This is a genomic window from Cryobacterium lactosi (assembly GCF_004403945.1).
GTDB lineage: Bacteria > Actinomycetota > Actinomycetes > Actinomycetales > Microbacteriaceae > Cryobacterium > Cryobacterium lactosi.
This window is the reverse complement of record NZ_SOHM01000007.1, coordinates 212,877-239,862: the sequence shown is the minus strand read 5'-3', so window position 1 is coordinate 239,862 and position 26,986 is coordinate 212,877. Positions and strand designations below refer to the sequence as shown.

Sequence of the window (26,986 nt, the reverse complement as noted above, 5' to 3'; positions counted from 1 at the left end):
CCGCGGTCGCCTCGTACAACGAACGTGCGAGGGACCGAGGACGGCAAGGCGATGCGGGCATCCACTCAGACCGTGCGTTCGTGGACCGCATCACCGTCAACTGGCTCAGGCATGAGCACATGGATGGCTACGAGGAGCAGCTGGCCGCCATCTACGGCCAGTTTGGCGTGCACGAGGCATACCCGATACTCAAAGCGAAGGTCCTGGCGGCGATCGCCGAAACCCTACCTGAGCTGAGGCAGGCATGTCAGGCGGCTGACCAATCACGGAACTGAGCGTGCCGTCAGAGCCGGATAGTCAGCTAGCCCATTTCGTACTTCTGGCAGTACAGCTGGAAGGCGACGTCCGAGGCGTATGCGTCTAGGTCCGCACAGACAATGCGGTTCAGGTGACGCTTGAGCTTGCGCTCCAAGGACTCCGCACGACTGCGCTTGCCTGCGCGCAGCTCATACATTTTGTCCGGCGCATTCCTTGAGCCCAAGGTGTCCATTGTGCCAGCAAGAAACAGCGCCGCCAGAACCTGCGGGCCGCCGCGTACACTCGCCCACCAGTTCACCTGCTCCGGCTGACGCATGATGTTGAGGGTGTGCAGCCACCACATGTCCTCGACCACGTAGAAGACCTGGTCTGGCATCTTGGGTGTTGAGAGCACAGCTTCAAAGCCTGTACTTTGCGTGCTCGGCCGTGTCGCGGCGGCGACATCGAATCCAGCCAGGCGAAGTGATAGAGCAGCTTCCGCGGCGACTGATGAAAGGTTAAACGGTGCCGAGAGCTCCGCCGGGGTTAGCGCCCGGAAGCGATGCACGGTCTGTGCCAGGATCAGGTTCGCCTCCTCGGTGCCAGCCCGAGCCACAAGGTCAGGGTTTGTGAAGCCACGGAAGGCGCATAGATGGTCGTAGAAGATGTCCGCAATGCGTTCGACACTCTCTCCGTGCGCAAGGTCTGGCAGGGGCAGGAGCCCGCGCAGGGGCTCCCACGTCCCATCGTCGTCATGGGCAATCCAGACGGTCGACCAGTCTTGCGTGTCAGCAAGACAAATCGAGAGCGTAGCCGACATACGCACATCCAAGACTTGAGCTGGGGCAAACCGGGTAGCGTCGACAGACATTTGCAGCGTCGGTCCGAGGGAGCGAACGTGATCGGCGATCGCCTCGAGAAGTGCGTGCTCTTCTTTCCGTGTCCTGGGCGCTGTCACAATTAGTCCCCTTCGTCTATGGAACACCCTATTGGCCCCGGGCGACAGTCAGTGCGCGGCATGCGGTCGAAAACACACAACACCACCGACACGCGAGGTCCGCGCATGACCTTCGCACGACGATCACCTCCGCCCCCGTAACCGCTGGCACCGTCGGTGTCCTCATCCGCGACGCCATCGTCAACGACACCTTCTACGACATCGGCACCACCTTCGACGTCATCACCGACCCGATCATCGACTCCATGGACGGTGTGGTGTACCACCGTGTGGCCGTCGCCGACGATGATGACTCCTGGTTCCTGGCCGAGGACGTGCGCCTGTTCGACGCTGAGACGGCCGCCGCCTCTTTGCCCCGCACCTACCGGGTGCTGGCCACGACCACCGTCACCATTGAGCAGGATGTTGTCGCCGGCTCCGCCGCCGACGCACAGGAGGCAGTCCGGCTGATGGGGCTGGACCTGCTCAACGGGCTGAACACCGGTGAGGTCAAGCTGAGCGTGCTCGGCGCCACCTCCATCGACATCGACTCGTAGCGTCGGCCGCCGGATTGCACTGGCGGAAAAGGTAATCAGGGTGCCGTGGTGCGGAAAACGTAATCAGAGGCGAGCCGCCTACAGGTCGGCCGCGGCCGCCCGCCGGCGCACGTACTCGGCGAAGCCGGGAACCGAAAACTCGAGCGCCCCGTACTGCGGGGCGTGCACGATGCCTTTGCGGATGATCCGGTCCCGCGTCTGCCCGACCGTGTTCAACTCCTTGCCGAGCGCCGCGGCGACCTCGCCGCTGCTCACCCGCTGCCTGCGGAAGCCGGGCGCCGGCCGGCCGCCGCGACCGGCGTCCATCACCTGGACCATCGCCGTCACATACTCCCGCTCCCGGTCCGTCAGCCGGTCATACCGGGCTGCGTACAGCCCCGTTTCCAATTGTCGGCGGACCGACGGTTCAGCGGCCCGCACATGCTCCGCGGTGATCGCGGTCGCGTCACCGGCCCCAACCCGTGTCTCGGACGCGTACAGCTGAACGACGGTACGTCTGGCTCGTCGTACTGCCGCCGCGTCATACCCGACCGTCGGACGTAGTCCCGGCGATGAGACGGCCCCATGTGCGATCCCAAGACAAGTAGATGGGCGTGACAGCATCGGCAGCATTCACGTTAAGCCTCGCGGACCGGAACGAGTACCGAAAGCGCGCCTCTCCATCGCCTTCGACTTCGAACCGAAACCGACCACCGTGGTCAACTCCGCCAACCTCGGTGCCATTCCAGAAGACACGGATCCTTGGCCGGTTGAGGAATCCACTCTGCGTAGAACCGTGTACCTCCACTACTCTCTTTGCGCGCGGGCCAGCCGGGCGGGCTGGCGGAGTGACCTTCCGTTCCGCAGCAGTCTCAGTGCCATCTTGAGCCGGAGTCGACGAGCCGGAGCTGGCATGGCGCGAGCCCGCACGGCTGCGGCGCAGCAACTCAAGCGTGCTTGTGCGCTCTCGTGATTCTGCGTAGAAGAGCGCCGAATCGCCATCATCATCGAGGGCGCTGAGGTCAGCACCGGAGCTGAGAAGCAGGGTTACACACTCATCTTCGCCAGCTCCTGAAGCCAGCATTATCGGCGTTATCCCACCCGATCCTCGCCCGTTGACTGCTGCCCCGTGCGCGAGCAAGGTCTTGACTCCCGCACTCCATCCGATCGCGGCCGCCACATGGAGTACGAAGCTGGGCTGCCCTAAGAGGCTGCTGCGCGCGTTGGGATTCGCACCGTGCTCCAATAGCGACTCCAGCACTTCCAGGTGCTGTCGGCTGATTGCATAGCTTTGCGCGTCGTCTCCATCGTCGTCGACAGTCCGAACGTCAGCCCCTGCGTCAAGCAGCGATTCAACCGCATCCGCAAACCCGTTGTTCGCCCAAAACATCAACGGAGTCTTGCCGTTGACTAGTTCAGCCTTCTCCCAATAGGCAGCCGGAACCGATGACAAATCTCCGACATGTAGATCACTCCGACCGAGAACAGTCGCAACCGCCCATTCCGGCACGAGGAAGGCCTCTCCTCGGTTGGGGATGGTGAGCGCGTGTCTCTGCGAATAGATGGCAGCGGGATCAGCCCCTGCACGGAGCAAAGCCAGCACCATCGAAGTGTTCAATCTGAGCGTCGCGATTCCGAGCGGGCTGTCGTCGATCGACGCTGCTCGGTCAGGCCTTGCGCCCAGCTTCAGCAGCAGCTCAACTGCGTTGACGTGCTGCGCATCAACGGCGAAGTACAAGGCCGTGTGTCCCGCATCGTCGATCGCGTCGATCTCCGCACCGTAGTCGAGTAGCCCTCGCACGAGCGCTTCATCGCCCTGCTGCGTCGCCATCATAAGTGCGGTTCGGCCCTCGAACCGCCCGTCAACGAGGGCGCCGCTCGAGACGAGCACACGCACGACATCCGTCTGCCCGCCACTCGCTGCGACCGTTAGCGGGGTTCCGTTGCGCCCGTGGTGGTTTGGGTCTGCACCGGATTCGAGCAGAAGCCCGACGACATCCAGATGACCGCCTCTGGCCGCATGGACTAGTGCTGTATCGCCGTCCATGTCGACGAGGTTCGGATCCGCCCCTTCGTCAAGCAAGCTCTTGACCTGATCAATCTGCCCGTACGCGGCTGCGCTTGCGAGTTCACGCCGAGTCTCATGAGCGCCCTGACTGCTGGAGACGTCGAACGACGATGTGGGATTCTCGGGGACATCCGTTGCGAGTGCAACAACTGTAGACCCGCCGATGTTTAGCGAGCTGACTCCGGCGAGCCCCGGCACCTGGACCGGAGTTGGCCGATCCGTTTCAGTTCCGTCTCCGAGCTTTCCGTGCCAGTTCTCACCCCACGCCCACACGGTGCCGTCCGCCTTCAACGCGAACACCGAGCTGTGATCGGTTAAGATCGACTCCACGCCGGTGAGTCCCAGCACCTGCACGGGGTTCGATTGGTCGACTGTTGTTCCAATCCCGAGCGTCCCCATCGAGTTGTCTCCCCAGCACCAGACACTTCCGTCCCTTGCCAGAGCGAAGGTCGACCGACCCGCGACGACGAGATCCCGGATCTTGGGTAGCCCTTCGACCCTCATGGGCGCGGTCTGGTTGGGCGCGTCGCCAATTCCCAATAGCCCGTTGACAGGTTCGCCCCACGCTGGTCCACCCGAGTTTTCACCCCATGCCCAGACCGAGCCATCCTCACCCACCGCGAATGTTCGCATCCACGCGGCAACAACGACTGAAATCCTGCCAAGCCCTTCAACCCGCACCGGCAGAGCACGGTCCGACGTCGTTCCGTCTCCGAGTTGACCATCGCCGTTTCTGCCCCATGCCCAGAGTGTCCCGTCGGCGCAAATCGCGAACGCGGAATCCTCACCGACGACAACTGATCGGACGCTCGAAGCTTTGGAGAGCTCGACCTGCGTCACCTCACCGTTTCGAAGCGGGTCGCTGTCACCTGGTCTCCAAGCCAACACGGACCCATCCGAGCGGATTGCGTAGAGCTTTGCGAGGTCGTTGTATGGCCCGCTCGGCGTAGTGATGGCGACAACGTCATCCAATCCCGAGATTGAGGTGGGCATCGCATAATCAGGGACCATGGGCCACTCATAGGTTGCTCGGAAGGTGCCCCAAGCCCACACGCTGCCATCAGCACGGAGGGCGAAGGTGTTCGTGAAACCGCCACAAATTGCGGTGACGTCGTCGATCCCGCTTAGATTCACGGGGCGCGAGCGCGTCCAAACCCCACTCCCATCTCCGAGCCGCCCGCCAAGGTTGACTCCCCACGCAAGAACGCCACCGTTCGGCGTAATCGCGTACACGGTTGGGGCCTTCGAGTCACTGTCTGAGTAGATAGCGATCGAAGCCAGGTCGGGGAGACCTGGAACCTCCCGCGGCTCCGCTCGGAACTCGTGTTCATAGGTCGTGCCAATTGAGCGGTTCTCGGGCGGCTGCGTACCGTCGCCGAGTTGTCCCGCCTCGTTGTTGCCCCACGACCACACTGTCATGCCTTGTCCCGATCTCTCTACTTGATTCCGACCGTCGCGACCCTGTCACTACCGCGCAGGGTTCGGTGCGAGCCTAATGGCGGCTTCACGTTGCTGTTGGCCAGGCGCCGCTATGTCGACGCAAAAGGCGCGGGCAAGATCGCCTCGCAGACCGCGCCAGCGCACTGGGTCGCCGAGCTGCCCGACCGCGTCGCGGCGGACTCAATCGTGAACCGCCTCGCCAACAACGCCCAGATCATCAACCTCGGCCAGATCGATATGCGCCGGCACCGCAACGACCAAGCCCGCGCGCACGAGGCCTATTGGGAGTGACACCGGAGCGGTCCGGGCAACCAGCCCGGGCCGCTACCACTTCGTCAGAACCGCGCTACCAACAACGCGGACTGGCGCTACCATCAAGCGCTACTCGCCATTTGGTGAGTTGCAATTTCTGCAATCGTCATTGCACTGTGGCTCAGGCTGGACCGAAGCTGCGCAACCGTCCAGCCGCTGTCGCCGATGATTGCCGCGAGTCATTCCGGCGACCCCACCTGAACCTGGCGCTCGGCCATGATCGTGCACGACGTGACCGAAGTTCGCTGATTGGCCGGAACTGAGGGTTGATGGCCGAAGTCACCACGGGGGCTGCCGCCACACGCCATCGAGGCAGCTTGGGCATCCGAGAACGTAATGATCGACGGCTCGGGGTAGGAAGAATGAGTGCTCTCTTCCCCTCAGGCCACTACGGTTTGGGTTAGACAGAGGAAGGCACAGCAGTGAATGACGAGGTCAGGCCAAGCAAAGCACCTATCCAGCTCTCGAAGCTCGGCCTCGGGCTGATCCTCATCGGAGCTGTTGCCTTCGGCTCCGTCTGCACAGCCGTCGGCATGTCCGCATGGCAGGCGAAGCAGATGGCTAACGCATCCTATGAGGCGGATTTCGCGCTGACCATTTTGGCCGACGACCATGCGGATGCAATGCAAGCTTGCTCCGATGCAATTACTCAGCTGACAGTATTAGCTGCGGTCGAGGGACTAGCGATGGACGCCGACCACCAGGCGGTCGATGACTTCTTCGATCGACACAGCTACTGGGCTGGCGACAGCGGCGCCCTCGCGAGCGCACTTAGCGAGTCGGAGCGCACGGTCCACAAAGCGAGGGATGCGCTAGAGAACAAACCGTGCCCGCCCGAGTAGTGCACGCCGTACGCGCCTAGTTGTACGTCACTTCCGTCCCGAGCTTCTGGACACTCAGCGAACTGTTTTCGCTCCTGCCCGGCCGGAGATGGAGGTTTTTCTGCGCCACGCAACGTTCACCACCTCAGTGGCAACACCGACGCGCACTCAAGAACTTTAGCTTCCTGCACGAAGCGAGCGGCGCCACGCGGCTCGCACCCCTTTGCGACGTGACACCGCTGGCGCTTCGCTTCGGTGCGGACCCTGACGATGGCGATGAAGTGCGTCCACCGCCAGACGGACATCACGATGGACGGCTGCACGCCAGTAGATCGAAGTCGGGCGGCGCGCAGAACGGTGGCCATGGATGATCGTTTCGTGAAGTGTCATCTGAAGGGAAGATGCCCGCCCACGGGCGGCTATTGGCTAGTGGCCGTATAAGTGCGCTGCTGCGGCCCTATGTGGGCACTGTTTCTCCACTGACATCTGGAAACACGGCCAGCCGAAATGTCTGTCTCTTTGATCACCATTTTGGGGGCCGGCAGGCTAACTTACGCCGTTCATACGATGAGCTAGCGTTGGGCCATGGTCCAGCTGGACTATCCGAAGATGAACTCGCTTGCCACGACCGTCTACCAGGCGATGCCGGAGCTCAACCCCAAGTTCCGTGAGTTCTCAGCCGATTCGCGAGCCCGCTACGGCTTACCGGCTGCTGGTTTATCCCGACAAGGGAGTTCCGAACGATGCGGCCATCACGGAGGAGGTGCCGGCTATCCGCGGGGCGCTCTCGCTAGACGCCAAGCGACGGCCGAGGGTGGGCGGGCCGCCGCTGGAAGTTCAGATGCTGCGCTTACCCCGCGCTTTCGGGCGCTGTGCGCCGGTCGGCCCAAGGCCAGTGGTGAACCATCGGCGACAGGGACAAAGGTGAGCTTTGAGTTGCCCCGTTTGGCGCGGTGTCGCGAGCGTCGCCTGGGCACCACATTTTGGTCGGACGATCTTGGGTGAGGTGTCCTTTCGTGGCTCCGGCAACGCCAGCTTTTCAGCTGTTCGTCGTACAATTCGCTTCAGGACAAGACTGACCATGTCTACTGCAATGGGTTCAAATGCGGTCACTTACCGCCATGTGCTACGCGCAGCCGTGGTCGGCGAGCCCGTCGTTGAGCGGCCATCTGCTCGAGCGGACTCGGAACCGTGGAGTCCTCGGCGATGCCGTCCATCCAGTCGTCCAGCTCGAGGAGACGGGCGACTTTCACCAGGGTGCGGAGAGATGAACCGGATCCGTTTTCCAGAGCGCTCAGCGATCCGCGACTGACGGACGCTCGTCGGGCCAATGCTTCCTGTTCGATCCCCGCATCGATACGAACAGATCGGAGTTGAGCGCCGATACGGCGCAGCCATTCGTCCGTGGTTCGATTGGTTTTGTTCGGGATCATGGGCATTAGAGTCCTTATTCGATCTTATGTTCAGAATTCTACACATTGACTACATCTTGTAGCTGCCGTCAAACACATGAGTGTCGCCCTAGCTAGACCTAGTTGTAGGTATGGCCAAGCGTTGTAGGTATGGCCAAGCCTGACCCTTCAACGCCCCAGCAAGAGCCGCCGCTATCTGTGGCGAGGTTAGCCAGCGCTTCGGTCGTCTCCTCAATTTCGCGAGTCGCCTCGTCGTCGATAAATAGTCCCGGGCTGAATACGATGGGCCATACGTCCCCATTGCGCGGCACGGCGAGACGATATGCACCGTTCGGAGTTGCGACTGTTAAAACGCGGCCATTTGCGCTCAGTGTGCCTCCCATTGCGGAGGTCAGAGCGGAAAGTGACACGTTGGGCAGATGCAGCAGGCCGACTTCCTTGTCGATTCCACTGGTGTACGCAGGCGATTTCGCACTCAGCACGTCCCGCGATTGTCGTACGTCGTCAAGCCAGCCAATTCCGAAACGTGCCGGTAGGCCGTTCGCACGCCAGATTGCGGCAGCCACGAGCTCCGATACAGCCGCTTGTTCCAGCGTGATGCCAGAACCGGCACGGCGGAGGCTTCGGTACGCGCCGGCCTCGGCAAGATTCTCGGGGAATTCCGAGAGGTTCGTCGTCTCGCCCAGTAGGTCGACGAAAAGCGCGTCGACCAGTTCCACTCGTGGCGCGGTGAGCTTCAACGCGAACATGTAGATGGTGTGCATCCTGAGCTGACGGCCAGCCATCACTGCCCACCAGATGGACTCCGCGGTTGGCGCGCCGGTGTTATCAGCTGCCAAGGTTGCCTGCACCCGGACTTCCTCAACACCATCAATGACCTCCGTGACCTTTTGATCAAGGGACTGCAGGTACTCTTCGAGCCCAGCCAAGCCTCCGCCGTCGGCGGCGGGGGAGCTACGCCGGCCGTCGTTCTGCAAATACCTCAGGTCGTCGATCGAACCGCGTATCCCGGTCAGAGCCTTCTTGAGGGGATCGCTATCTTCGAACTCATCAATCCAAGCGCCTAGACGTTGGTTCTTGAAGATCTGCAGCGCCTCGTCTTGAGTCATCGCGCGAATGCCAGCGACCCCTCGCATCAACCAACGGTCGTTCCAAATATGTGGGGCAGAGGCCGGGCGAACTTCGAGCACCAAGATGGGTCGCGTGGACACGTTCTCCTGATGAATGACGATGTTCGGCTGCGGCCGCACGGTTGTGTGAATCGTTTGCTCGATTTGCAATTGCAGCGCGTCCAGGCCGGCCGGCACTCCGCCCGTGGCGAGGCCCACGATCGATCCGACCGTCACACCGGTGTTGTCGGCATCTTCTTCCGCGACTCCGAACAGTATTGTATGGACGCCAGCACTGGGCTGGAAGGCGATGAAGTTCGCGCCGGCGGCTACTTGCTTGGCGACTGATCCAATGACCACTTGGCTTTTGAATTCGATATGGGGCTGCTCGCCGGCGTCTAATAGTTTCTGGGTACTTTCGCGGAGCAATGAGTGTCGGAGGTTTCCTGAGGCCATGGGCTAATACTGTCGTGTAACTTAGGTCCCCGGCGCGCTGACCGCCGGTGGCTGCACAAAACGATCAACTGGTTCCTCTGCTGGCCTCGGACGCCGTCCGGGCAACGTTGTTCTGCTTCCCGACTGTCCCGCGCGAGCTCTCCCTGCACCCTCGATGAGTAGCCACAGCCGCGTTTCGTTCAGCGCCGACGTCTATGACAGCCGTGCATTCGGAGTCGGTGACCGCGTAGATGCCGGATGCGGCACTGGAATCGATGTTCTTCATGTGTGCCCCTTGCGCGGAAGGGGTGCCGCATCGATCCATCGGATCGGCGAGGCGGTCGTGAAACCCTCGCTCCGCCACTGCTCCTGCAACGACCATTCGACCCAGCCCGGCTCGCCGACCGAGAGTTCGAACCGTTGGTTAGGGAAAAGCCGGCCTTCGGTCGGGACGTGCGGGCCCATCGTGCCCCGTTTGGACTGGAACCCACCCGTGATGCCTCCCCCGACTCGTACATCCGCACCGTCACCACGCCGTCCTCGGTGACCGCCGTGTAACGGTAGCCCCGTAGGCTCGCGATGGTGACAAGGCCGGGGCCGAGGTGATCATCCATCATGAGGCCGAAATTACCACGGCGGCGCGGCGCGATCGCTCAGACTGCGCTCGCCATCCTGTTTGCAAGTATCCGTGCCTCACGAGTAGTCCTGAAGGCTCGGTATTAGGGGCGCCGGAAGACGGTTAGTCAGAATGCGAAGGAGGGGAAGCTAAGTCCGTTCCCCTTCCCCCGCGCTCCTGCTGCTCGATATCTGGCCGAAAGACTGAGCCGTATCGGCCGCCTCAGCTAGCCCTTGCTGTTCCGCGGGTCATTCCCCTTCGGGATCGTGTCCTTCGCGCGGATTGAGCCGTCTCGGCCGTGGATATTGAGTTCTCCGCCACCGGCATTGCCGATGATCTCGCGTCCACGGTTGATCGCGTCTGCCTGTGTGTCGTGGTGTGAGGAAGCTCGAGTCGCCCCGGGCGCCTTGACATCCCATCCTCCGCTCGAGTTTGGCACCACGTACCTCGGGTTTTGTGTCGTCATTTCATTCACCTCCTCTCCTTCCAGTCGGGCAAAGAGTCCCACGGCGTTGACGCCTGCGCCATAAACGCCGCGCCAAGGTAACTAGAAGAGGGGGTCGGGTTAGAGGACTCGTGAGGTCGTTGTTAGGCCGCAGGTCCATGCTTCCGATACCCGGCTCAGGGAAGGCACAGCCCTGCTGTCATGGAGTCAGACCAACGAAGCTCTGTCTCCTTCTGACCAGGAGTGAGCCTCGAAAGGACTGGCTGCTCGTATGGCTGCAGGAATTTTTCCGGCGTCCTGCCGGTAGCTTGGCGTCCCCCTGACGGCGTTTCAAGCGTGGCACCGTTAGCCTCGAGCGCCCTGGGTGGCCTCCCGCCAGTGCCCTAGTCTGAACTCAATACGCCCAGCGATATTTTGGGTGGACGCCGACCTCCTTGGAGAACCATGACAACCATTCACGATCTGCTCGATGAGTACGCGGGAATGGCTCGGGACACACGGGAGAAGGGGCTGCTCCTTGAAAAGCTGGCGCAGAGCTACCTCTCCAGCGATCCGGTCTGGACGGCCCGTTTCGATGAGGTGTGGCTTTGGCAGGACTGGCCTGGTCGTGGGGGGAAGACAGACACTGGCATCGACCTTGTCGCCCGTGAGCGTTTCGGGGGCGGCTACGCGGCCATCCAGTGCAAGTTTTACGCGGCGGACCACACCCTGCAGAAGTCCGACATTGATTCGTTCTTCACGGCATCAGGCAAGCATCCGTTCACCTCCAGGATTCTGTTTGCAACGACCGACAAGTTGAGCAAAAACGTCGCCGATGCTCTTACTGACCAGTATGTGCAGACCAACTTGATCGGAGTGTCCGACCTGGACCAGTCCGGTCTTGACTGGTCAAAGTACGTCCTTACAAAGCCTGCCCAGCTGATCGCACCTGCTCTAAAGCAACTCCGCCTCCACCAGGAGCAAGCGTTAGCCGACGTGTCGAAGGGGTTCAAGTCCAATGAGCGCGGCAAGCTGATTATGGCTTGCGGGACCGGTAAGACCTTCACGAGTTTGCGGATCGCAGAACAGATCGCCGGCCCCGGCGGCTCAGTACTCTTCCTGGTTCCGTCCATTGCCTTGCTGTCGCAGACCCTGAAAGAGTGGGCGGCGGAGCGCACGATGCCGCTACGAGCCTTCGCCGTCTGTTCCGACAGCAAAGTCGGCAAGTACAGCGAGGATTACTCGGTGTCGGACCTGGCGTACCCGGCGACCACGAACACTCAGCAATTGCTGACCGAAGTCGCAAAGGCACAGACACTAGACGGACTGACCGTCTACTTCTCGACCTATCAATCCATCGACGTAATCGCGAAAGCGCAAGTTGCCGGCCTGCCTGCGTTTGATCTTGTGATCTGCGACGAAGCGCATCGGACGGCTGGGTTCACACTGGCGAATAAGGACGAATCTGCGTTCCTGCGGGTACATGATGGTGCCGCGATCAAGGCGAGCAAGCGTCTCTACATGACGGCGACACCAAAGATTTATGCCGACGCAGTGCGTACCAAAGCAACCGAGAAAGAGGCTGTACTTGTCAGCATGGATGACGAGGCCTCCTTCGGGCCCGTGTTCCATCGGCTCGGCTTCGGTGAAGCCGTCGAACGCGGCTTGCTTACTGACTACCGAGTCCTCGTTCTTGCAGTCGACGAGGATTCCATCGGCGCCGGCTTTCAAGAATCATTTGCCGCGGACGGCGAGCTCAATATTCCGGACGCCGCCCGAATCGTTGGAATCTACAACGGCCTGGCCAAGCGTGGGGTCTCGGGACTCGGTGACAGCGTGGGAGAACGGGCACCGCTGCGACGAGCTGTCGCGTTCTCACGCTCGATCAAAGACAGCCGCAAGGTGCAGGGGATGCTTGACGGTTACGACGGTCACCTGTCCAAGCCCGTCGTAGCCTTTCCGACAGCCGCCGAGCAGGACGACGAAGCGACGGTCGGCCTCCGGCTTGAAGCGAGGCATGTCGACGGCACGATGAACGTCATGATACGCAACGAGATGCTGGACTGGCTGAAGGCGCCGACGGACCCGGAGGACAATGTCTGCCGCATTCTGACCAATGCACGCTGTCTGTCAGAGGGTGTCGACGTCCCGGCTCTTGACGCTGTGATTTTCTTGAACTCCCGCGACAGCCAGGTTGATGTCGTTCAAAGCGTTGGGCGTGTCATGCGCAAAGTGGATGGCAAGGACTACGGATATATCATCCTTCCGATCGCTGTCCCGTCTGACAAAACGCCCGAACAGGCGCTGAACGACAACGTCAAGTACAAGGTCGTCTGGGATGTTTTGAGGGCACTCCGCGCTCACGACGAGCGCTTCGAGGCCAAGATCGAGCAAATCGACCTGAACGGAAAGAGCGACGACCAGCTGCAGGTCATCGACGTGCGCGATCCGTGGGATGGCGAAAAGCCCGAGGGCACGGCCTCGCCCAGCCCAGATTCAACGCCTGTGCCAATGGACTGGTCGAGTATCGGAGCTGACTGGCGTGAGGCGATTTACGCCAAGATCGTCGAGAAGGTGGGGGAGCGCGACTACTGGGAAAACTGGGCGAAAGACGTCGCTGACATTGCACGACGCCAGCGCATCCGCATCGCCAGCCTTGTAGACGGGTCAAGCACCCACATCCGTGCGGAATTCGAAGCCTTCGTCGGCGGGTTGCGAGATAACCTCAACCCGAGCATCACCGAGGCCGACGCGATCGAGATGCTGTCTCAGCACCTCATTACTGAGCCAGTATTCGAGGCTCTTTTCGCCGACTACTCGTTCAGTGCAAACAACCCCGTGTCCCAAGTCATGCAGCGCATGGTGGACGCTCTTGAGGGCACCAACCTCGAGACCGAGACCGACCAGCTCGAGTCCTTTTACGCCAGTGTCCGCCGAAGTGTGAAAGGCATCACAGACTCCGGAGCTAAGCAAAACACGATCAAGCGCCTCTACGAGAAGTTCTTCTCCGGTGCTTTCAAGGACACCCACGAACGGCTCGGGATTGTTTACACCCCAAATGAAATAGTGGACTTCATCCTCCGGAGCACGGACGACGTTCTCCGGAAAGAATTTGGGGCAACGCTTTCAGACGAGGGGGTCCACGTGCTCGACCCGTTCACGGGGACCGGTACCTTCATCGTTCGGCTGCTTCAATCAGGTCTGATCAAGCCAGCTGACCTCGTCCGAAAATACCGTTACGAATTGCACGCCAACGAGCTCGTTCTGCTGGCCTACTACGTGGCTGCCGTCAACATCGAGGAGACCTTCCACGGCCTCGTCAAGAACACTGGCGGCGCTCACGCCGAATCATACGGAGTTGAAGGGTACGAGCCTTTCCCAGGCATCGTCCTAACCGACACTTTCCAGACGTCCGAGGCCGATGATCACTACGACGATCACGGCATTTTTGGTGACAACAACGAGCGTGTCAAGGCACAGAATGCCCTGCCCATAACGGTGATCGTAGGTAACCCGCCTTACTCCTCAGGGCAGGACAGTGCCAACGACAACAACCAGAACATGAAGTATCCGACGCTCGACGCTCGCATCGCAGCGACTTACGCGGATAGGTCAACAGCGCAGAATAAGAACAGCCTGTACGACTCTTACATTCGTGCTATTCGGTGGGCGAGTGACCGTATCAAGGACCGCGGCGTCATCGCCTATGTCTCCAACGGAGGGTTCCTCGATGGCAACACTGCCGACGGCCTACGCAAATCGCTGTCGGAAGAATTCAGCTCACTCTATGTATTCAACCTCCGCGGCAACGGTCGCACGTCCGGCGAGCAACGCCGCAAGGAAAAGGACGGCGTCTTTGGGGAGGGCAGTCGGGCGACTGTTGCGATCTCCGTGTTGGTCAAGAACCCCGATTCCGTTGCTCACGGCCAGCTGCACTATCGAGACATCGGGGACTATCTCACTAGGGACCAGAAACTGGCTCTTGTAAGCGAATACGCGAGCATCGACGGTGTGCCGTGGGGTTCACTGGAACCGAACGAATCCGGGGATTGGCTGAATCAGCGTGATGCTACCTTCGGTGGCTTCGCAGCGATGAGCAAAAAAGACACGGCCAGCCTTGGCATATTCAACGTCTATTCGCAGGGTGTCCTCACAGCCCGGGACGCCCGGGCTTACAACTTCTCGGCTGAGTCTGTAGCACGGAATATTTCCCTTGAGATCGGTACATTCAATTCGGAATCAATCCGCTGGTCCAACAGCCATCAGGATGTCCCAGCGAAACAATTCGTTGACAGTGACTCGACTAAGGCCAGCTGGACTACTTCGCTGCTTGCTCGGCTTGAACGCTGCGAGCAGATTGCGTTCAAGCCAGAAGCGATCTGGACAGGTCTCTATCGCCCCTTCAACAAACAGTCGATCTACTTCGACAGCGGCTTGTTGCACCGGCTAGGAAAGATTCCGGCGATGTTCCCCGTCAATTCGGGGGAAAACTACGGTTTCTATTTGGCCGGAGCCGGATCTGCAGTCCCATTCTCGGTTTTGATGACGGATCAAGTTCCCGATGTGCACGTCACGGGGGCTGGGAGCAGTGGTCAATTTTTCCCTCGGTACACATATGCTGCTCGCGCGAGTGACGGCGAGCTAGACATCTTTGGTGATTCCGAACCTCACACCCGCATTGATAACATCACCAATGAAACCCTCGACACCTACGGCTATCTTTATGGCCCCGAGGTCACCAAAGACGACATCTTCTTCTTCGTGTATGGCCTATTGCACTCATCCGACTATCGGACGGAGTACGCGGCCGATCTCAAGAAGATGTTGCCCCGTATCCCCGAACTCGAATCCGCTTTCGATTTCTGGTCCTTCTCGAGGGCGGGTCGTGAGCTCTCTAAGCTGCACCTGGGATACGAGAACCTCGAACCGTACCCGCTCGTTGAGACTCGTCCGAGCGGCGCAAGTCTCACCGTGCAGAAGATGCGTTTCGCAGGTAAGGCCGGCCGCTGGGACAAGTCCACGATCCGATACAACGACCAGATCACGCTCTCTGGAATCCCCGAAGCAGCACATGACTACATGATCGGATCCAGATCCGGGATCGAGTGGATCATAGAGCGCTACCAAGTGAAGACACATAAGGAGAGCGGCATCGTGAACGACCCAAATGATTGGGCCACCGAGCACGATGATCCCGAGTACATTCTGAACCTGCTCAAGCGGATCGTGACGCTCAGCGTGGAAACCGTGGCGATTGTCAAGGCGCTACCGGCCCTCCGCATACGCTCCGACGAAGATGCGTTGGTGGCCTGAACCGTATGTGTCCTGTGATCGCCTCAGTTCGCCCGCCCCGCATGCAGGTGCGGCCGCGGAGGCTTCACCTGGTGCGCAGGCGCGGCCCCTTGGAGTCGAGCATCGGACGACCGCGAACGGCCAACGAAACGAGCCCGGCGCCCACGGAAAGGGGCGACGGAAGCCGCAGGGTCGTGTAGGCGTCGCTGGGCGTCGGCGACCGGCGGCTGCACCAGCTATTCTGCCAACGCATTAGGCGGGCGCGCAGGGCGTTCCCAGCGGAGCATCCCTCTCATTCCTCCGCAAGCAACTCGTTGAGCGTCTCGCGTTCCAAGTCGCGGACGGTTGCCGCGCTCAGCGGCCTCCGGGACAAACCCATGTCCCAAGCGACCTGCTGCGCGAGCTCGCGTGCCAGAACTTCGAGCTCGGCTCGGCGCTCCTCGGTGACGGGCACCGGAGGGTCGTTGCCGCCCATATCGCCCTCCTTTTCCGTCGCAGCTTAGACGCTGTACTTCATCGATACGCGGCTTCTGCATGTCACATGCGCGGCACGCCGCACTTAGTTGTACAAGGCCACAACCGGAGGAGATCCGATGCACGAAGCCAACCTTGCCGCAGGGATGCTGGAACTACTTCAGCCGCTGGAAGCCGTGTACGAGATGCATGTCCTCCGGCTTATGGATGCTGGCTGGACCCGAAGCCACGCTGAGACGATCGGCAGAGATGTTTTTGACATACTCAGAGCAACGGCCATCCGCGCAATCGAAATCACTGACGCGGCAATCATTAGCGAAAGTCTGCGCGACACGTCGTTCATTTGGTGGGCGGTTTGGATGCCGTCTGCTAATTCGCGACTTGCTCAAACCACCGGCGCGGTCCGATTATCGACAACGGCACCGGCACCGCGCATGCATCGGGCACCATAGATGCAGGAGGCCCGCCGTGAACATGCAGCCCATCCCGCTCTTCCTGGACATCGACGGTGTCCTGGTTGTGTACCGGTTTGCGGACTCAGACAGCGGTCGGCTCAGCAAGGTAGCCCTCAAGCGTCAGAAGCCGGCCGACTCAGACTTCCCTTCAGTTGTGACCTTTGACGCAAAGGTCGTCGCCGAGCTGAACGCCCTGGTCGACGATGACTTGGTTGAACTTGTTTGGCTGAGCTCGTGGGACCACGGTGCGAACCGACTCTTGGCGCCGGCTGTCGGCATGAAGAGAGCTCCGTACGCGGTAGCGGAGGTCGGCAGTCGATTCGCTGATCGGGTGCGCGCAAACGTCTGGATCAAGACCCTGGCGGCCAGCCGCTGGATGAAAGCGAATCGGCCTGCTGGCACGCCATTCATAATGGTCGACGACCTGCTGACCAACCAGTCCCGCGGGCAGATGAGCCCGCAGCGCCGCAGCCTGGACGACATCACCGAGCCGGGCTGTCTTCTTGTCGCCACCGACGCGACCCGAGGCCTACTTCTCTCTCGGCTGGCTGAGATCCGGCAGCATGCGCGTGCGTTTGCCGCCGCCCAGCAGCGCACGCGCCCCTAACCACTGGGTCGATCGGAGTCTCCGAAGCAGCCTTTCGACCAGTCACGGGTCAGGAGCCGGCTGGTCCGCTTGCTTGGGGTCGCATTCGTTCTGTCGCTGGCGCCCCCGCACTGGCAGCTGACGACCGAGATCAGCATCCGGGTGTCTGACTCCTCACGATGATTTGGGGACGCATCGCTCAGCGGAGCGGCTAGTCCTCTGGTGCGAACTCCATGACCAATTGTGGCTCCGTACTCAGCCATTCCTCGGTGCCGGACATCGCGACACCGTCCGCCCAGTCGGAGTCAGCTGCAGGGAAGCGCAGCAGTTCGCGGGCCGTGTTTCTGTCCATGTCGTGCACGGTACGCCACAATCCGTCTACTTGCCCAGGCTTCCACTGTTTTGAAATGGCTCATGCGTTGCGGATCAGTGTCCATCAGGAGTGCTTAGACCGGACGCGCAGGGCAGATGGAGCATGGAGTGTCGGGGAGGTGCTTCGGGCCTCGCCGGGGCCCCTCAGACGTCGAGTCGTTCGATCCGCTGCACAGTCGAGCTGAGGTATTCGTGCGGCTCCGTCACTGGGTCGAGAGGCGCGAAGAACCAACTGCCCCGCTTGCCGACCTGGCACGTTCCGATGTAGTCCAAACGCGTCGGCAGGACCAGCCCGAAGTTGGTGGCGAGCTTCCCTGGCGATCGCAGAACCGTCCGGTCGTCCATGTCGAATGTGTGGCTACTGTCGCGTGTAAAGACTCGCCAGACGCCCGATGCGGTGTCGGTGAGCTCTTTGACCTGCTCTCGTTCAGGGCCACCGTGTATCTCGGTCATCAGTGCTTCTCCTCGGTCCAGCATCTCGTGGAGTGTCAGAATCCCACACGCCTCCGACACTGGCAGCGTGCAGACGGTAGGGCCGAAGCCCAACAACCGTGATCAGAGACGGGTGATGCTCTGGATACAGCCGAGCTGGTGGGCGTCCAGGCCGCCGGTCACATTGCGCTGGCGCGGAATGAGGACGCAACGTTCACCAGCACGAAGGTCGAGCCGGTAGAGCTGGTCGCCAGCCCAGGGGACAACCTGGGCGCCTCCGTCGGTGGCCGCAGCATCCTTGATGAGTAGCCATAGCCGGACTCGCCGGTTGTCGCCCACCTCGATCACGGCACTTTGCTCGGAACCAGCGACCGTGTACATGCCGGCGTCGGCACTGGAATCGATGCTGTTCATGTGTGGTCCATGCGCGGGAGGGGTGCCGCATCGATCCACAGGATCGGCAATCCGGTTGTGAATCCCTCGCTCCGCCAATGCTCCTGCAGCGTCCATTCGACCCAGCCTGGCTCACCGACCGAGAGTTCAAAACGCTGGATGGGAAAGATCCGGCCTTCGGTGGGGAGGTGCGGGCCCATCGCGCCCCGCTGGCGTTGGAACCCTCCCGTGATGGACCCCGACTCGTACATCCGGACCGTCACCACACCGTCCTCGGTCATAGCCGTGTACCGGTAGCCGCGGAGACTCGCGATGGTGACCAGGCTGGGCCCGCAGTGGTCGTCTCTCATGGCTGCGGGAGGAGCACTTCGCTAGGCTCCTGGTCGACGCGAACTACTCGACCGCCGGTGTAGCCGGTGCCGTCGCTCCAGTTCAGGGCAGCGGGGCTCCCTAGCTCGAAGGAAACTCCCGAGCACTCCCGGTAAACACCGGTGTCGCCGATGGAGGCGGCCGATTGTGCAGACCGGTGGTTGCGCAGGAACACGATCACGTCACCGTCCGTAGTGATACGGAAGGCGGTGTACGAGTGGAATGGCGGCGTTGCGGGCATGTGGCACACATGCGCGGTGGGATCGGCGACGAAACCGACAACGAGAACACGGAGAGTAAGTCCACGCGCCGAGGCTACTCGTATTTGGCCGTTGTGACGCTGACCCTGCCTACCCCTTTGGCTGTACGAGCCTCGCCATGATGTACGCATCGATATCTGAGAGGCGGTACCCGATGATGCCGCCGAGCTTGACGTACGCCGGCCCGCGGCTTTCATAGCGCCACTGGCTGAGGTTTGAGGGTTTCGTGCAGAGCAGCAGAGCTGCTTCCTTGGGGCTCAGCATGGGGATGCCGGAGTCGATGTTGACGGGCGAAAGGGATGGGGTGTTTGGTGTTCTGGACATACCCCTTCTATGCGCACCACTGAAAAACGGCTGGAGCGGTGCCCTTTTCAGGCCACTCAATCGAAGGTTTTATTATCCTTTCATCGGGAGTTTTAGTTCAACACGCCCGGGATACAGGGCGATAAGCGATAGCCTCGAATCCGCCGCGACATTGGGAGCTGAGTTTGCGACGATGATCAGCGAAGCCCGATGCAGATCCGTAGCTGCATGCTGGGTCCGGGCATGCGGCGATCCGCGAGGCCGCGCGCTATCCTCCGAAGTCTCATAGTGCCGCTTCAGCACTACGCTTTCAAACATGGCGACCACCGAGAGTTACACGCTCAAGAAGACGGGCGACCGTGTGTGGTGGCGGGTTCGATATCGCACCGTTGACAACAGATCAACTGTCAAGAGCTCGTTTGAGAACAAGAAGGACGCCACGAATTGGGGCAAGAAATACGATCTCGCAAAATACGAGGGCAAGGCCACTTCGCCGCGGGATCGCAAACAGCCATTGGGCCCCTTCATTGACCTGCATGTTGCCCGAACAATCGGTCTGACTGCTGCCACTCAGGCGAACCGTCAGTCGATCGCAAAAACATGGGTGAGCCCCGATTGGGAAAAGAAGCAGATCGGAAGCATCCTCAAAACGGACGTTCAGGCCTGGCTCGAACTCATCACGAGCAAGAATGCGGGGCCGGCCACAGCGCAGAAGGCTCACGGAATTCTGCTCGCCTCGCTGCAGAAGGCAGTGGAGTCCAAGGCGTTGACGACTAACCCGGCTAAAGGGGTAGACGTGCCTCGGCCGATCAAACGGGCGCACGAATACCTGAACCATCACCAGGTGGCTGAGCTCGCCGGCGCCATCGACCCGCGCTATAAAACTGTCATTGGCATCCTCGCCTACTGCGGTCTTCGTTTCGGTGAGCTCACCGCTCTGCGGGCTGGTGAGGTCGACCTGAAATCTCGGAGAATCCATGTGGTGCGGGCGGCCACCACGGTGAATGGACACATGGTCGAAGGCTTGCCGAAGTTTGAGAAGTTTCGGAAAGTCTTCTACCCGGAATTCTTGGATGAGGCGATGGCCGTCCAGGTAGAAAAGAAGGCGCGAACAGCGCTGGTCTTCACCGCGCCGAGGGGCGGATACCTTCGCCTTGACGACTGGCGAGTTCGCGCCTTCGCCGACGCCAAGGAGACCCTTTCAGTCCGGCGCACCGAGGAGGGGCTCCTGACTGAAGAGTTCGTCGAGCCTTTCCCCAACATCACCCCTCATGACCTGAGGCACACCGCAGCGAGTCTCAGCGTCTCCGCAGGAGGCAACGTCAAAGCCATCCAGATCATGCTCGGTCACGCCTCTGCGTCTATGACGCTGGACGTGTACGCGGATCTGTTCAGTGACGATGAGGAGGGCGTGGCCATAGCTCTCCACGAGCAGGCGATGGCTCGCATCGGTCCAGGCGTCTGGAGCTTGTAGAAACGGCCCATCTGTCAGCGCCGTTCGGTGCAGCGTCATGGCTCCAGCGCTCGCCCAAACGCAAGCGCGGAACCCGCGCTTTACGTGTTCAAGAATGCTGTAAACACGCGGGTCGACCGGCTTCGTTGCGTCTACGTCTGGATGGATGGTGCTTTATTGCGTGCTTTTTCTGCGAAAATCGCGACGATGGGCAAAGAAAAACCCCGGCTGACCGGGGCTTTTACCTGTGGGCGATGCGGGACTCGAACCCACGACCTCTTCCGTGTGAAGGAAGCGCGCTACCAACTGCGCCAATCGCCCGAACCACATTCGAAAACCTCTCGACTGCGACATTTGATACTAGACCAGACGGGGGCCCGAGCGCACATCGAGACGCCGCGACACGCTGCATTCGCTCGGTTTGAATATGCGTCGCACTATCGGCTAGAGTCTTCAACGCACGCAGAAATGCGAGCAGTTGCGGATGTGGCGCAGTGGTAGCGCATCACCTTGCCAAGGTGAGGGTCGCGAGTTCGAATCTCGTCATCCGCTCGAAGTTGAATCGGCCGAAAGGCCGATTCCCTTTGCTAGACACGTACGGCCTAGAGAGCACGGTTTTACAAGCACGGTGGATTGGCCGAGAGGCGAGGCAGCGGCCTGCAAAGCCGTATACACGGGTTCGAATCCCGTATCCACCTCCAGCCTGAACAGCACGCAATTGCTGCAACGGACCTGGGCGATTGGCGCAGCGGTAGCGCGCTTCCCTGACACGGAAGAGGTCACTGGTTCGATCCCAGTATCGCCCACAGAACATCGTTTTCTTTCATCCAGAAACCCCCGGTAAACCCGGGGGTTTTTTGTTTTGCCCCGTGATTCCGCGGCACAACGGGGATTTCGCGGCCGAGTTCGCGCTTGTCGGGCCGTGGTGTCACACGGCGTCCCCAGGATCGAGTAGAGTCTTCCAAGCACGCAGAAATGCGAGCAGTTGCGGATGTGGCGCAGTGGTAGCGCATCACCTTGCCAAGGTGAGGGTCGCGAGTTCGAATCTCGTCATCCGCTCGAAGTGAATCGGCCGAGAGGCCGATTTTCTTTGGGTGTACTGGTTTAGTGAACACGGTGGATTGGCCGAGAGGCGAGGCAACGGCCTGCAAAGCCGTCTACACGGGTTCGAATCCCGTATCCACCTCCAGCCCGCGAGAATTCTTCGCGGTCCTGGGCGATTGGCGCAGCGGTAGCGCGCTTCCCTGACACGGAAGAGGTCACTGGTTCGATCCCAGTATCGCCCACCAGATAGCAACACCTGGGGGAGTGGATGCAACCAGCGGCGCCAGTTCCCGATGCGGCTGTTCCCGCTGCTGCCGTTACTGATGCTGCCGTTACTGATGCTGCCGTCCCCGACGCTGCTCCTCCTCACGCTGCCGCGCACGACGCCCTGTTCGCTCGGGTTCGAAGGGGAGATCGCGAAGCGTTCAGGCTGCTGTTCCGCCAGCATCAACGCTCGGTCTACTGGGCGGCCTTTTCGGTCCTTGGCACCCGAGGCGATTCCGAAGAAATACTGCAGGACGCCTTCCTCACCCTGTGGAACAAACGCGTCACGATTGATCTGGTGGGGGAGTCGGTGCTGCCGTGGCTCATCACCACCGCCCGCTACCTCGCCCTCAACCGGCGGCGAGCGGAGAGCCGACGCCCGCGAGACAGCCTGGATACCGGAATCGAGATCGCCGACGACGCTCCGTCGCCGGAGACGGTGGCCATCGGCAACGAAGCTGTGCGCCTCATCCGCGGCGTCATGGCGGGTCGACCGGATGTCGATCGGCGCATCTTCGAACTCTGCCTATTGGAGGACCTCAGTTACGAACAGGCCGCCAGACGGTTGGGCATCAGCCACGCCACGGTCCGCAACCGGCTCTCCAGGCTCAAGGGGAGCCTTCGCACCGAACTCTCGCTCCTGAAGGGAGAACCGACGCATGCTGCCGACTGACCCGCAGTCACCGACAGACGGCGACTTCGAGCGCCTCGAAGAGCGTCTGCTGCACACCGTCGACGCCCAACTGGCGCACCGGCGGCACCGTCACCGTGCCGTCCTGGCCGCCTCGGCGGTGCTGCTTGTCGCCGGCGGCAGCGCCACGGCCTGGGTCACCAGGGCCACTCCCGAACTCCGCACAATGTCGGCGTACTGCTACGCCGACGCCAGCACCGACTCCGTCTTCACCCAGACGGGCAGCCCGGACGCCCAGGCGGGGATCGCCGACCCGGTCGACGCCGCCATGGCGAAGTGCGCGGCGGTCTGGAACATCGATTTCTTCACGCCCCCGAGCGGTTCGGCCGCGGAGGCAGGGCGTCGACCGGAGGGCGCCGCAGACGACCTGCTGCTCTCCTACCCTGTGCCGGACCTGCAGGCCTGCCAGCGCCCGGACGGCGTGCTCGCGGTCTTCCCCGTCTGGGCCGACAATCCCGACGCCGACGATCCGGATGCGTTCTGTGCCGCCGTCGGGCTGCAGCCGCCCTACCGGCCCTGACCTGAACCCGTCACCAAGCAGACCGGCGCCCGCTAAAGTTGGATGATTCGCAATTCAAGGGAGCAATACACGTGGTTGACGGTTTTGAGCTATTCACCGACCGATCCGTTGTCGCCATGCGCGTCAACGGCGAGCTCAGGGACCTCGCCACGACGGTGACCGAGACCGATGACGTCACCCCGGTGACCATCGACTCCCCGGACGGCCTGAACATCCTGCGCCACTCGGCCGCGCACGTGCTCGCGCAGGCCGTGCAGACCGTGAACCCGGCCGCGCGCCTGGGCATCGGCCCGCCCGTCACCGACGGCTTCTACTACGACTTCGACGTTGCAGAGCCCTTCACCCCGGAGGATATCAAGTCCCTCGAGAAGGCCATGGACCGCATCATTCGCCAGGGCCAGCGCTTCGTGCGCCGTGTCGTGACCGATGACGAAGCCCGCGCCGAACTGGCCGCAGAGCCGTACAAGCTCGAACTCATCGGCATCAAGGGCGGCGCGTCCGACACCGCCGACAACGAGTCCGTCGAGGTGGGCGGCGCCGAGCTGACCATCTACGACAACGTCGACCCGAAGACCGGTGAGACGCTCTGGAAGGACCTCTGCCGCGGGCCGCACCTGCCCAACACCCGGATGATCGGCAACGGCTACTCACTCACCCGCCTGGCCGCCGCGTACTGGCGCGGGTCGGAGAAGAACCCGCAGCTGCAGCGCATCTACGGCACCGCCTGGCCCTCCAAGGACGAAATGCGCGCCTACCAGGCGCGACTGGCCGAAGCGGCCAAGCGCGACCACCGCAAGCTCGGCCAGGAGCTGGACCTGTTCTCGTTCCCCGAGGAGATCGGCTCCGGCCTCGCGGTGTTCCATCCCAAGGGCGGCATCATCCGCTCCGAGATCGAGAACTACATGCGCGAACGCCTGCTCGCCAACGGCTACGACCTGGTCAACACCCCGCACATCACCAAGGGCCACCTGTTCGAGACCAGCCAGCACCTCAACTGGTACCGGGACGGCATGTTCCCGCCCATGCACCTCGACGAAGAGGTCGACGCCGAGGGCAACGTCACCCGCCAGGGCCAGGACTACTACCTCAAGCCCATGAACTGCCCGATGCACAACCTCATCTTCAAGGCCCGCGGCCGCAGCTACCGCGAACTCCCATTGCGGCTCGCGGAGTTCGGCACCGTGTACCGCTACGAGAAGAGCGGCACCCTGCAGGGCCTCACCCGCGTGCGTGGGCTCACCCAGGACGACGCTCACATCTATGTGACGCAAGACCAGGTGCGTGCCGAGGTCGCGAGCCAGCTCGAGTTCGTCTTCGAGACCCTCCGTGGATATGGCCTCACCGATTTCTACCTCGAGCTGTCCACCCGCGACCCCAAAAAATCCGTCGGCACCGACGAACAGTGGGAAGCCGCGACCGACACCCTTCGCCAGGTGGGCGAGGCCTCTGGGCTGGAACTCGTGGCCGACCCCGGTGGAGCGGCGTTCTACGGCCCGAAGATCTCCGTGCAGGCCCGCGACGCGATCGGTCGTACCTGGCAGCTGTCAACGGTGCAACTCGACTTCAACCAGCCCGAACTGTTCGATCTCGAGTACACCGCACCTGACGGCACCCGCCAGCAGCCCGTCATGATCCATCGCGCGCTGCTCGGTTCGATCGAACGATTCTTCGCCATCCTCCTCGAGCACTACGCGGGTGCCTTCCCGGTCTGGCTCTCGCCGGTGCAGGTCATCGGTATTCCGGTCTCCGAACAGTACGAGGACTACCTCTGGGAAGTCCTGGCGACTCTCAAGGGCTCAGGGGTGCGCGTGGAACTCGACTCGTCGAGCGACCGGATGCAGAAGAAGATCCGCAATGCCACCCTGCAGCGGATCCCGTTCCAGCTCATCGTCGGCGAAGACGACCGTGCCAACGGCGCGGTCAGCTTCCGGTTCCGCGACGGCACCCAGGAGAACGGGGTGCCCGTCGCCGACGCCATCCGCAGGATCCTCGCGGCCATCGGCACTCGCGCACAGGTCCTCGGAGCGACCGACTTCGCCGAGGGCGGCGCAGCGCTCGCTCCCGTCGTTGTGGCCGCCGCGGAACAGGCCTGAGGATGACCGACGCCACTCCGGTAGGCCCAGAGCACGGCGGACCGCTTGACACCCCCTGGGACCGCCTGTCCGGCAGCCCGCAGGACGTCACCGGCGGGGTCCAGGTCGAGAACTCCGGCGACTTCGCCGCCGTTCCGGATGCCTTCCAGCGACTGTGGACCCCGCACCGCATGGTGTACATCCAGGGCGGCCAGCAGCCGCATCCCGATGACTGCCCGTTCTGCATCGCACCGTCGATGGACGACGAGAAGGCACTCATCGTGGCGCGCGGCAAGTACGCCTACGTTCTGCTGAACCTGTTTCCGTACAACAGCGGCCACCTGCTCGTCTGCCCGTACCGACATGTTGCGACGTATGACGAGGCCACCGCCGAGGAAGTCGCCGAAATCGGTAGTCTGACCCAGGTCGCCATGCGGGTGCTCAAGGCCACCTCCGGGTGCGACGGGTTCAACCTGGGGATGAACCAGGGCCGGATCGCGGGCGCGGGGATCGCCGAGCACCTGCACCAGCACATCGTTCCGCGGTGGGCGCTCGACTCGAACTTCTTCCCGATCATCGCAGGCACCAAGGCCATTCCGCAGCTTCTGGGCGACGTGCGCCGCTCCGTGGCCGAGGGCTGGCCGGCCGGCGAATCCTGATCACGTCGTCTCTTTTCGCTCTTTGAGCAACATCACCCGTGCCCACGCCCCCGTCGGGACGGCACCAGACGCAAGGAATAGAATCGTAGCTATGACTGACACCACTTCTACCGAGCAGTTCGGCTCGAGCCGCGTCAAGCGCGGACTCGCTGAGATGCTGAAGGGCGGCGTCATCATGGACGTCGTCAACGCCGAGCAGGCCCGGATCGCCGAAGACGCCGGCGCCGTCGCCGTCATGGCGCTTGAGCGCGTCCCGGCCGACATCCGCTCGCAGGGTGGTGTCGCCCGCATGAGTGACCCCGACCTGATCGACAGCATCATCGCCGAGGTCTCCATCCCGGTCATGGCCAAGGCGCGCATCGGCCACTTCGTCGAGGCTCAGGTGCTGCAGGCCCTCGAGGTCGACTACATCGACGAATCCGAGGTGCTCAGCCCCGCGGACTACGTCAACCACATCGACAAGTGGAACTTCACTGTGCCGTTCGTGTGCGGTGCGACCAACCTGGGTGAGGCGCTGCGTCGCATCACCGAGGGTGCCGCGATGATCCGCTCCAAGGGCGAGGCCGGCACCGGCGACGTCTCGGAGGCGACCAAGCACATCCGCACGATCAAGGGCGAGATCGCCCGGCTCTCCTCGCTCACCAAGGACGAGCTGTACGTGGCTGCCAAGGAACTGCAGGCGCCCTACGAACTGGTCGCCGAGATCGCCGCGACCGGCAAGCTGCCCGTTGTGCTGTTCACCGCGGGTGGCGTGGCCACCCCGGCCGACGCGGCTATGATGATGCAGCTCGGCGCCGACGGTGTCTTCGTGGGCTCGGGCATCTTCAAATCCGGCAACCCGCAGGAACGCGCCAACGCCATCGTCAAGGCTGTCGCCTTCTACGACGACGCCAAGGTCATCGCGGAGGTGTCGCGCGGGCTCGGCGAAGCGATGGTCGGCATCAACGTCTCCGACCTCCCCGCCCCGCACCGTCTCTCCGAGCGCGGCTGGTAACACCCG

General features: G+C 61.9%; 26 protein-coding genes and 7 tRNA genes. 19 read left to right on the top strand and 14 right to left on the bottom strand.

The genetic code is table 11. The annotated features are described in order from the left end of the window. The first annotated feature begins 80 nt into the window (after window positions 1-80). Window positions 81-275, top strand: coding sequence for a hypothetical protein (locus E3T61_RS03115; protein ID WP_134639433.1), 195 nt, complete (start codon window positions 81-83; stop codon window positions 273-275). Between the two features lie 26 nt (window positions 276-301). On the opposite strand, the gene E3T61_RS03110 is transcribed toward E3T61_RS03115, so the two are convergent. Further along, complete coding sequence (locus E3T61_RS03110; RefSeq protein ID WP_134639432.1) at window positions 302-1,057, bottom strand: hypothetical protein; 756 nt, start codon at window positions 1,055-1,057, stop codon at window positions 302-304. Window positions 1,058-1,158: 101 nt separating this feature from the next. Here E3T61_RS03110 and E3T61_RS03105 point away from each other — a divergent pair, with 101 nt between their 5' ends. After that, window positions 1,159-1,731 (top strand): hypothetical protein, encoded by a 573-nt coding sequence (locus tag E3T61_RS03105; RefSeq protein WP_134639431.1) that lies wholly within the window; start codon window positions 1,159-1,161, stop codon window positions 1,729-1,731. 78 nt (window positions 1,732-1,809) lie between these two features. Here the strand turns inward: E3T61_RS03105 and E3T61_RS03100 are convergent, their stop codons facing one another. Next, window positions 1,810-2,058, bottom strand: a complete 249-nt coding sequence (locus E3T61_RS03100; protein ID WP_134639430.1) for a hypothetical protein — start codon at window positions 2,056-2,058, stop codon at window positions 1,810-1,812. A 193-nt stretch (window positions 2,059-2,251) separates the two neighbouring features. Next, a complete protein-coding gene (locus tag E3T61_RS03095) occupies window positions 2,252-5,197 on the bottom strand; it encodes an ankyrin repeat domain-containing protein (protein ID WP_134639429.1) in 2,946 nt (981 codons plus the stop codon). 96 nt (window positions 5,198-5,293) lie between these two features. Between E3T61_RS03095 and E3T61_RS22150 the strand changes: the two genes are divergently transcribed. Continuing rightward, on the top strand, window positions 5,294-5,509 hold the full coding sequence (locus tag E3T61_RS22150; protein WP_206751522.1) for a hypothetical protein: 216 nt from the start codon (window positions 5,294-5,296) through the stop codon (window positions 5,507-5,509). Between the two features lie 443 nt (window positions 5,510-5,952). Continuing rightward, a complete protein-coding gene (locus E3T61_RS03085; protein WP_134639428.1) occupies window positions 5,953-6,372 on the top strand; it encodes a hypothetical protein in 420 nt (139 codons plus the stop codon). Window positions 6,373-7,460: 1,088 nt separating this feature from the next. On the opposite strand, the gene E3T61_RS03080 is transcribed toward E3T61_RS03085, so the two are convergent. The 4 genes from E3T61_RS03080 to E3T61_RS03065 form a co-directional block, all read right to left on the bottom strand. Next, window positions 7,461-7,790: a helix-turn-helix domain-containing protein gene (locus E3T61_RS03080; RefSeq protein ID WP_134639427.1), complete on the bottom strand. Its 330-nt coding sequence runs from the start codon at window positions 7,788-7,790 to the stop codon at window positions 7,461-7,463. A 92-nt stretch (window positions 7,791-7,882) separates the two neighbouring features. Continuing rightward, window positions 7,883-9,328 (bottom strand): AlbA family DNA-binding domain-containing protein, encoded by a 1,446-nt coding sequence (locus E3T61_RS03075; RefSeq protein WP_134639426.1) that lies wholly within the window; start codon window positions 9,326-9,328, stop codon window positions 7,883-7,885. 64 nt (window positions 9,329-9,392) lie between these two features. Next, complete coding sequence (locus E3T61_RS03070) at window positions 9,393-9,593, bottom strand: hypothetical protein (RefSeq protein ID WP_134639425.1); 201 nt, start codon at window positions 9,591-9,593, stop codon at window positions 9,393-9,395. A 556-nt stretch (window positions 9,594-10,149) separates the two neighbouring features. After that, a complete protein-coding gene (locus E3T61_RS03065; protein WP_134639580.1) occupies window positions 10,150-10,389 on the bottom strand; it encodes a DUF2188 domain-containing protein in 240 nt (79 codons plus the stop codon). A gap of 423 nt (window positions 10,390-10,812) precedes the next feature. On the opposite strand from E3T61_RS03065, the gene E3T61_RS03060 reads away from it, so the two are divergent. Then, complete coding sequence (locus E3T61_RS03060) at window positions 10,813-15,660, top strand: DEAD/DEAH box helicase (protein ID WP_134639424.1); 4,848 nt, start codon at window positions 10,813-10,815, stop codon at window positions 15,658-15,660. Between the two features lie 271 nt (window positions 15,661-15,931). Here the strand turns inward: E3T61_RS03060 and E3T61_RS03055 are convergent, their stop codons facing one another. Continuing rightward, window positions 15,932-16,114: a hypothetical protein gene (locus E3T61_RS03055; protein ID WP_134639423.1), complete on the bottom strand. Its 183-nt coding sequence runs from the start codon at window positions 16,112-16,114 to the stop codon at window positions 15,932-15,934. A 118-nt stretch (window positions 16,115-16,232) separates the two neighbouring features. Between E3T61_RS03055 and E3T61_RS03050 the strand changes: the two genes are divergently transcribed. After that, window positions 16,233-16,565 (top strand): hypothetical protein, encoded by a 333-nt coding sequence (locus E3T61_RS03050; RefSeq protein ID WP_134639422.1) that lies wholly within the window; start codon window positions 16,233-16,235, stop codon window positions 16,563-16,565. Between the two features lie 22 nt (window positions 16,566-16,587). Continuing rightward, window positions 16,588-17,175: an HAD domain-containing protein gene (locus E3T61_RS03045; protein WP_241992370.1), complete on the top strand. Its 588-nt coding sequence runs from the start codon at window positions 16,588-16,590 to the stop codon at window positions 17,173-17,175. A gap of 190 nt (window positions 17,176-17,365) precedes the next feature. Here E3T61_RS03045 and E3T61_RS21825 read toward each other — a convergent pair whose 3' ends face one another. The 5 genes from E3T61_RS21825 to E3T61_RS03025 form a co-directional block, all read right to left on the bottom strand. After that, complete coding sequence (locus E3T61_RS21825) at window positions 17,366-17,506, bottom strand: hypothetical protein (protein ID WP_166793125.1); 141 nt, start codon at window positions 17,504-17,506, stop codon at window positions 17,366-17,368. Window positions 17,507-17,670: 164 nt separating this feature from the next. Further along, window positions 17,671-17,979 carry a hypothetical protein gene (locus E3T61_RS03040; protein WP_134639420.1) on the bottom strand — a complete coding sequence of 103 codons (309 nt, stop codon included), beginning with the start codon at window positions 17,977-17,979 and terminating at the stop codon, window positions 17,671-17,673. 102 nt (window positions 17,980-18,081) lie between these two features. After that, window positions 18,082-18,372, bottom strand: coding sequence for a hypothetical protein (locus E3T61_RS03035; RefSeq protein WP_134639419.1), 291 nt, complete (start codon window positions 18,370-18,372; stop codon window positions 18,082-18,084). Further along, complete coding sequence (locus E3T61_RS03030; RefSeq protein ID WP_134639418.1) at window positions 18,369-18,701, bottom strand: hypothetical protein; 333 nt, start codon at window positions 18,699-18,701, stop codon at window positions 18,369-18,371. The genes E3T61_RS03035 and E3T61_RS03030 overlap by 4 nt, the downstream gene beginning before the upstream one ends. A 369-nt stretch (window positions 18,702-19,070) precedes the next feature. Further along, window positions 19,071-19,304, bottom strand: coding sequence for a MerR family transcriptional regulator (locus E3T61_RS03025; RefSeq protein ID WP_134639417.1), 234 nt, complete (start codon window positions 19,302-19,304; stop codon window positions 19,071-19,073). 295 nt (window positions 19,305-19,599) lie between these two features. On the opposite strand from E3T61_RS03025, the gene E3T61_RS03020 reads away from it, so the two are divergent. Then, the gene (locus E3T61_RS03020; protein WP_134639416.1) at window positions 19,600-20,757 is read left to right on the top strand and encodes a tyrosine-type recombinase/integrase; all 1,158 of its coding nucleotides are present in this window, start codon (window positions 19,600-19,602) and stop codon (window positions 20,755-20,757) included. Between the two features lie 227 nt (window positions 20,758-20,984). On the opposite strand, the gene E3T61_RS03015 is transcribed toward E3T61_RS03020, so the two are convergent. Then, window positions 20,985-21,057, bottom strand: a tRNA-Val gene (locus E3T61_RS03015). 159 nt (window positions 21,058-21,216) lie between these two features. Here E3T61_RS03015 and E3T61_RS03010 point away from each other — a divergent pair. The 11 genes from E3T61_RS03010 to pdxS all read left to right on the top strand — a co-directional run bounded on the left by E3T61_RS03010 (window position 21,217) and on the right by pdxS (window position 26,980). Further along, window positions 21,217-21,288: transfer RNA gene (locus tag E3T61_RS03010), tRNA-Gly, on the top strand. Between the two features lie 75 nt (window positions 21,289-21,363). Next, window positions 21,364-21,437 (top strand) — tRNA-Cys (locus E3T61_RS03005). Between the two features lie 33 nt (window positions 21,438-21,470). After that, window positions 21,471-21,542: transfer RNA gene (locus tag E3T61_RS03000), tRNA-Val, on the top strand. Between the two features lie 181 nt (window positions 21,543-21,723). Beyond that, window positions 21,724-21,795 (top strand) — tRNA-Gly (locus E3T61_RS02995). A 56-nt stretch (window positions 21,796-21,851) separates the two neighbouring features. Further along, window positions 21,852-21,925: transfer RNA gene (locus E3T61_RS02990), tRNA-Cys, on the top strand. A 25-nt stretch (window positions 21,926-21,950) separates the two neighbouring features. Further along, window positions 21,951-22,025: transfer RNA gene (locus E3T61_RS02985), tRNA-Val, on the top strand. 23 nt (window positions 22,026-22,048) lie between these two features. Then, window positions 22,049-22,717, top strand: coding sequence for an RNA polymerase sigma factor (locus tag E3T61_RS02980; protein ID WP_134639415.1), 669 nt, complete (start codon window positions 22,049-22,051; stop codon window positions 22,715-22,717). Beyond that, entirely contained in the window at window positions 22,704-23,255 is a 552-nt protein-coding gene (locus E3T61_RS02975) for a hypothetical protein (RefSeq protein WP_134639414.1), read from the top strand. Before E3T61_RS02980 ends, E3T61_RS02975 begins: the two co-directional genes overlap by 14 nt. Window positions 23,256-23,371: 116 nt before the next feature. Then, complete coding sequence (gene thrS / locus E3T61_RS02970) at window positions 23,372-25,348, top strand: threonine--tRNA ligase (protein WP_241992369.1); 1,977 nt, start codon at window positions 23,372-23,374, stop codon at window positions 25,346-25,348. A gap of 2 nt (window positions 25,349-25,350) precedes the next feature. Next, on the top strand, window positions 25,351-25,986 hold the full coding sequence (locus E3T61_RS02965; protein ID WP_134639412.1) for an HIT family protein: 636 nt from the start codon (window positions 25,351-25,353) through the stop codon (window positions 25,984-25,986). 91 nt (window positions 25,987-26,077) lie between these two features. Then, on the top strand, window positions 26,078-26,980 hold the full coding sequence (pdxS, locus tag E3T61_RS02960; RefSeq protein ID WP_134639411.1) for a pyridoxal 5'-phosphate synthase lyase subunit PdxS: 903 nt from the start codon (window positions 26,078-26,080) through the stop codon (window positions 26,978-26,980). The last annotated feature ends 6 nt before the right edge of the window (window positions 26,981-26,986 follow it).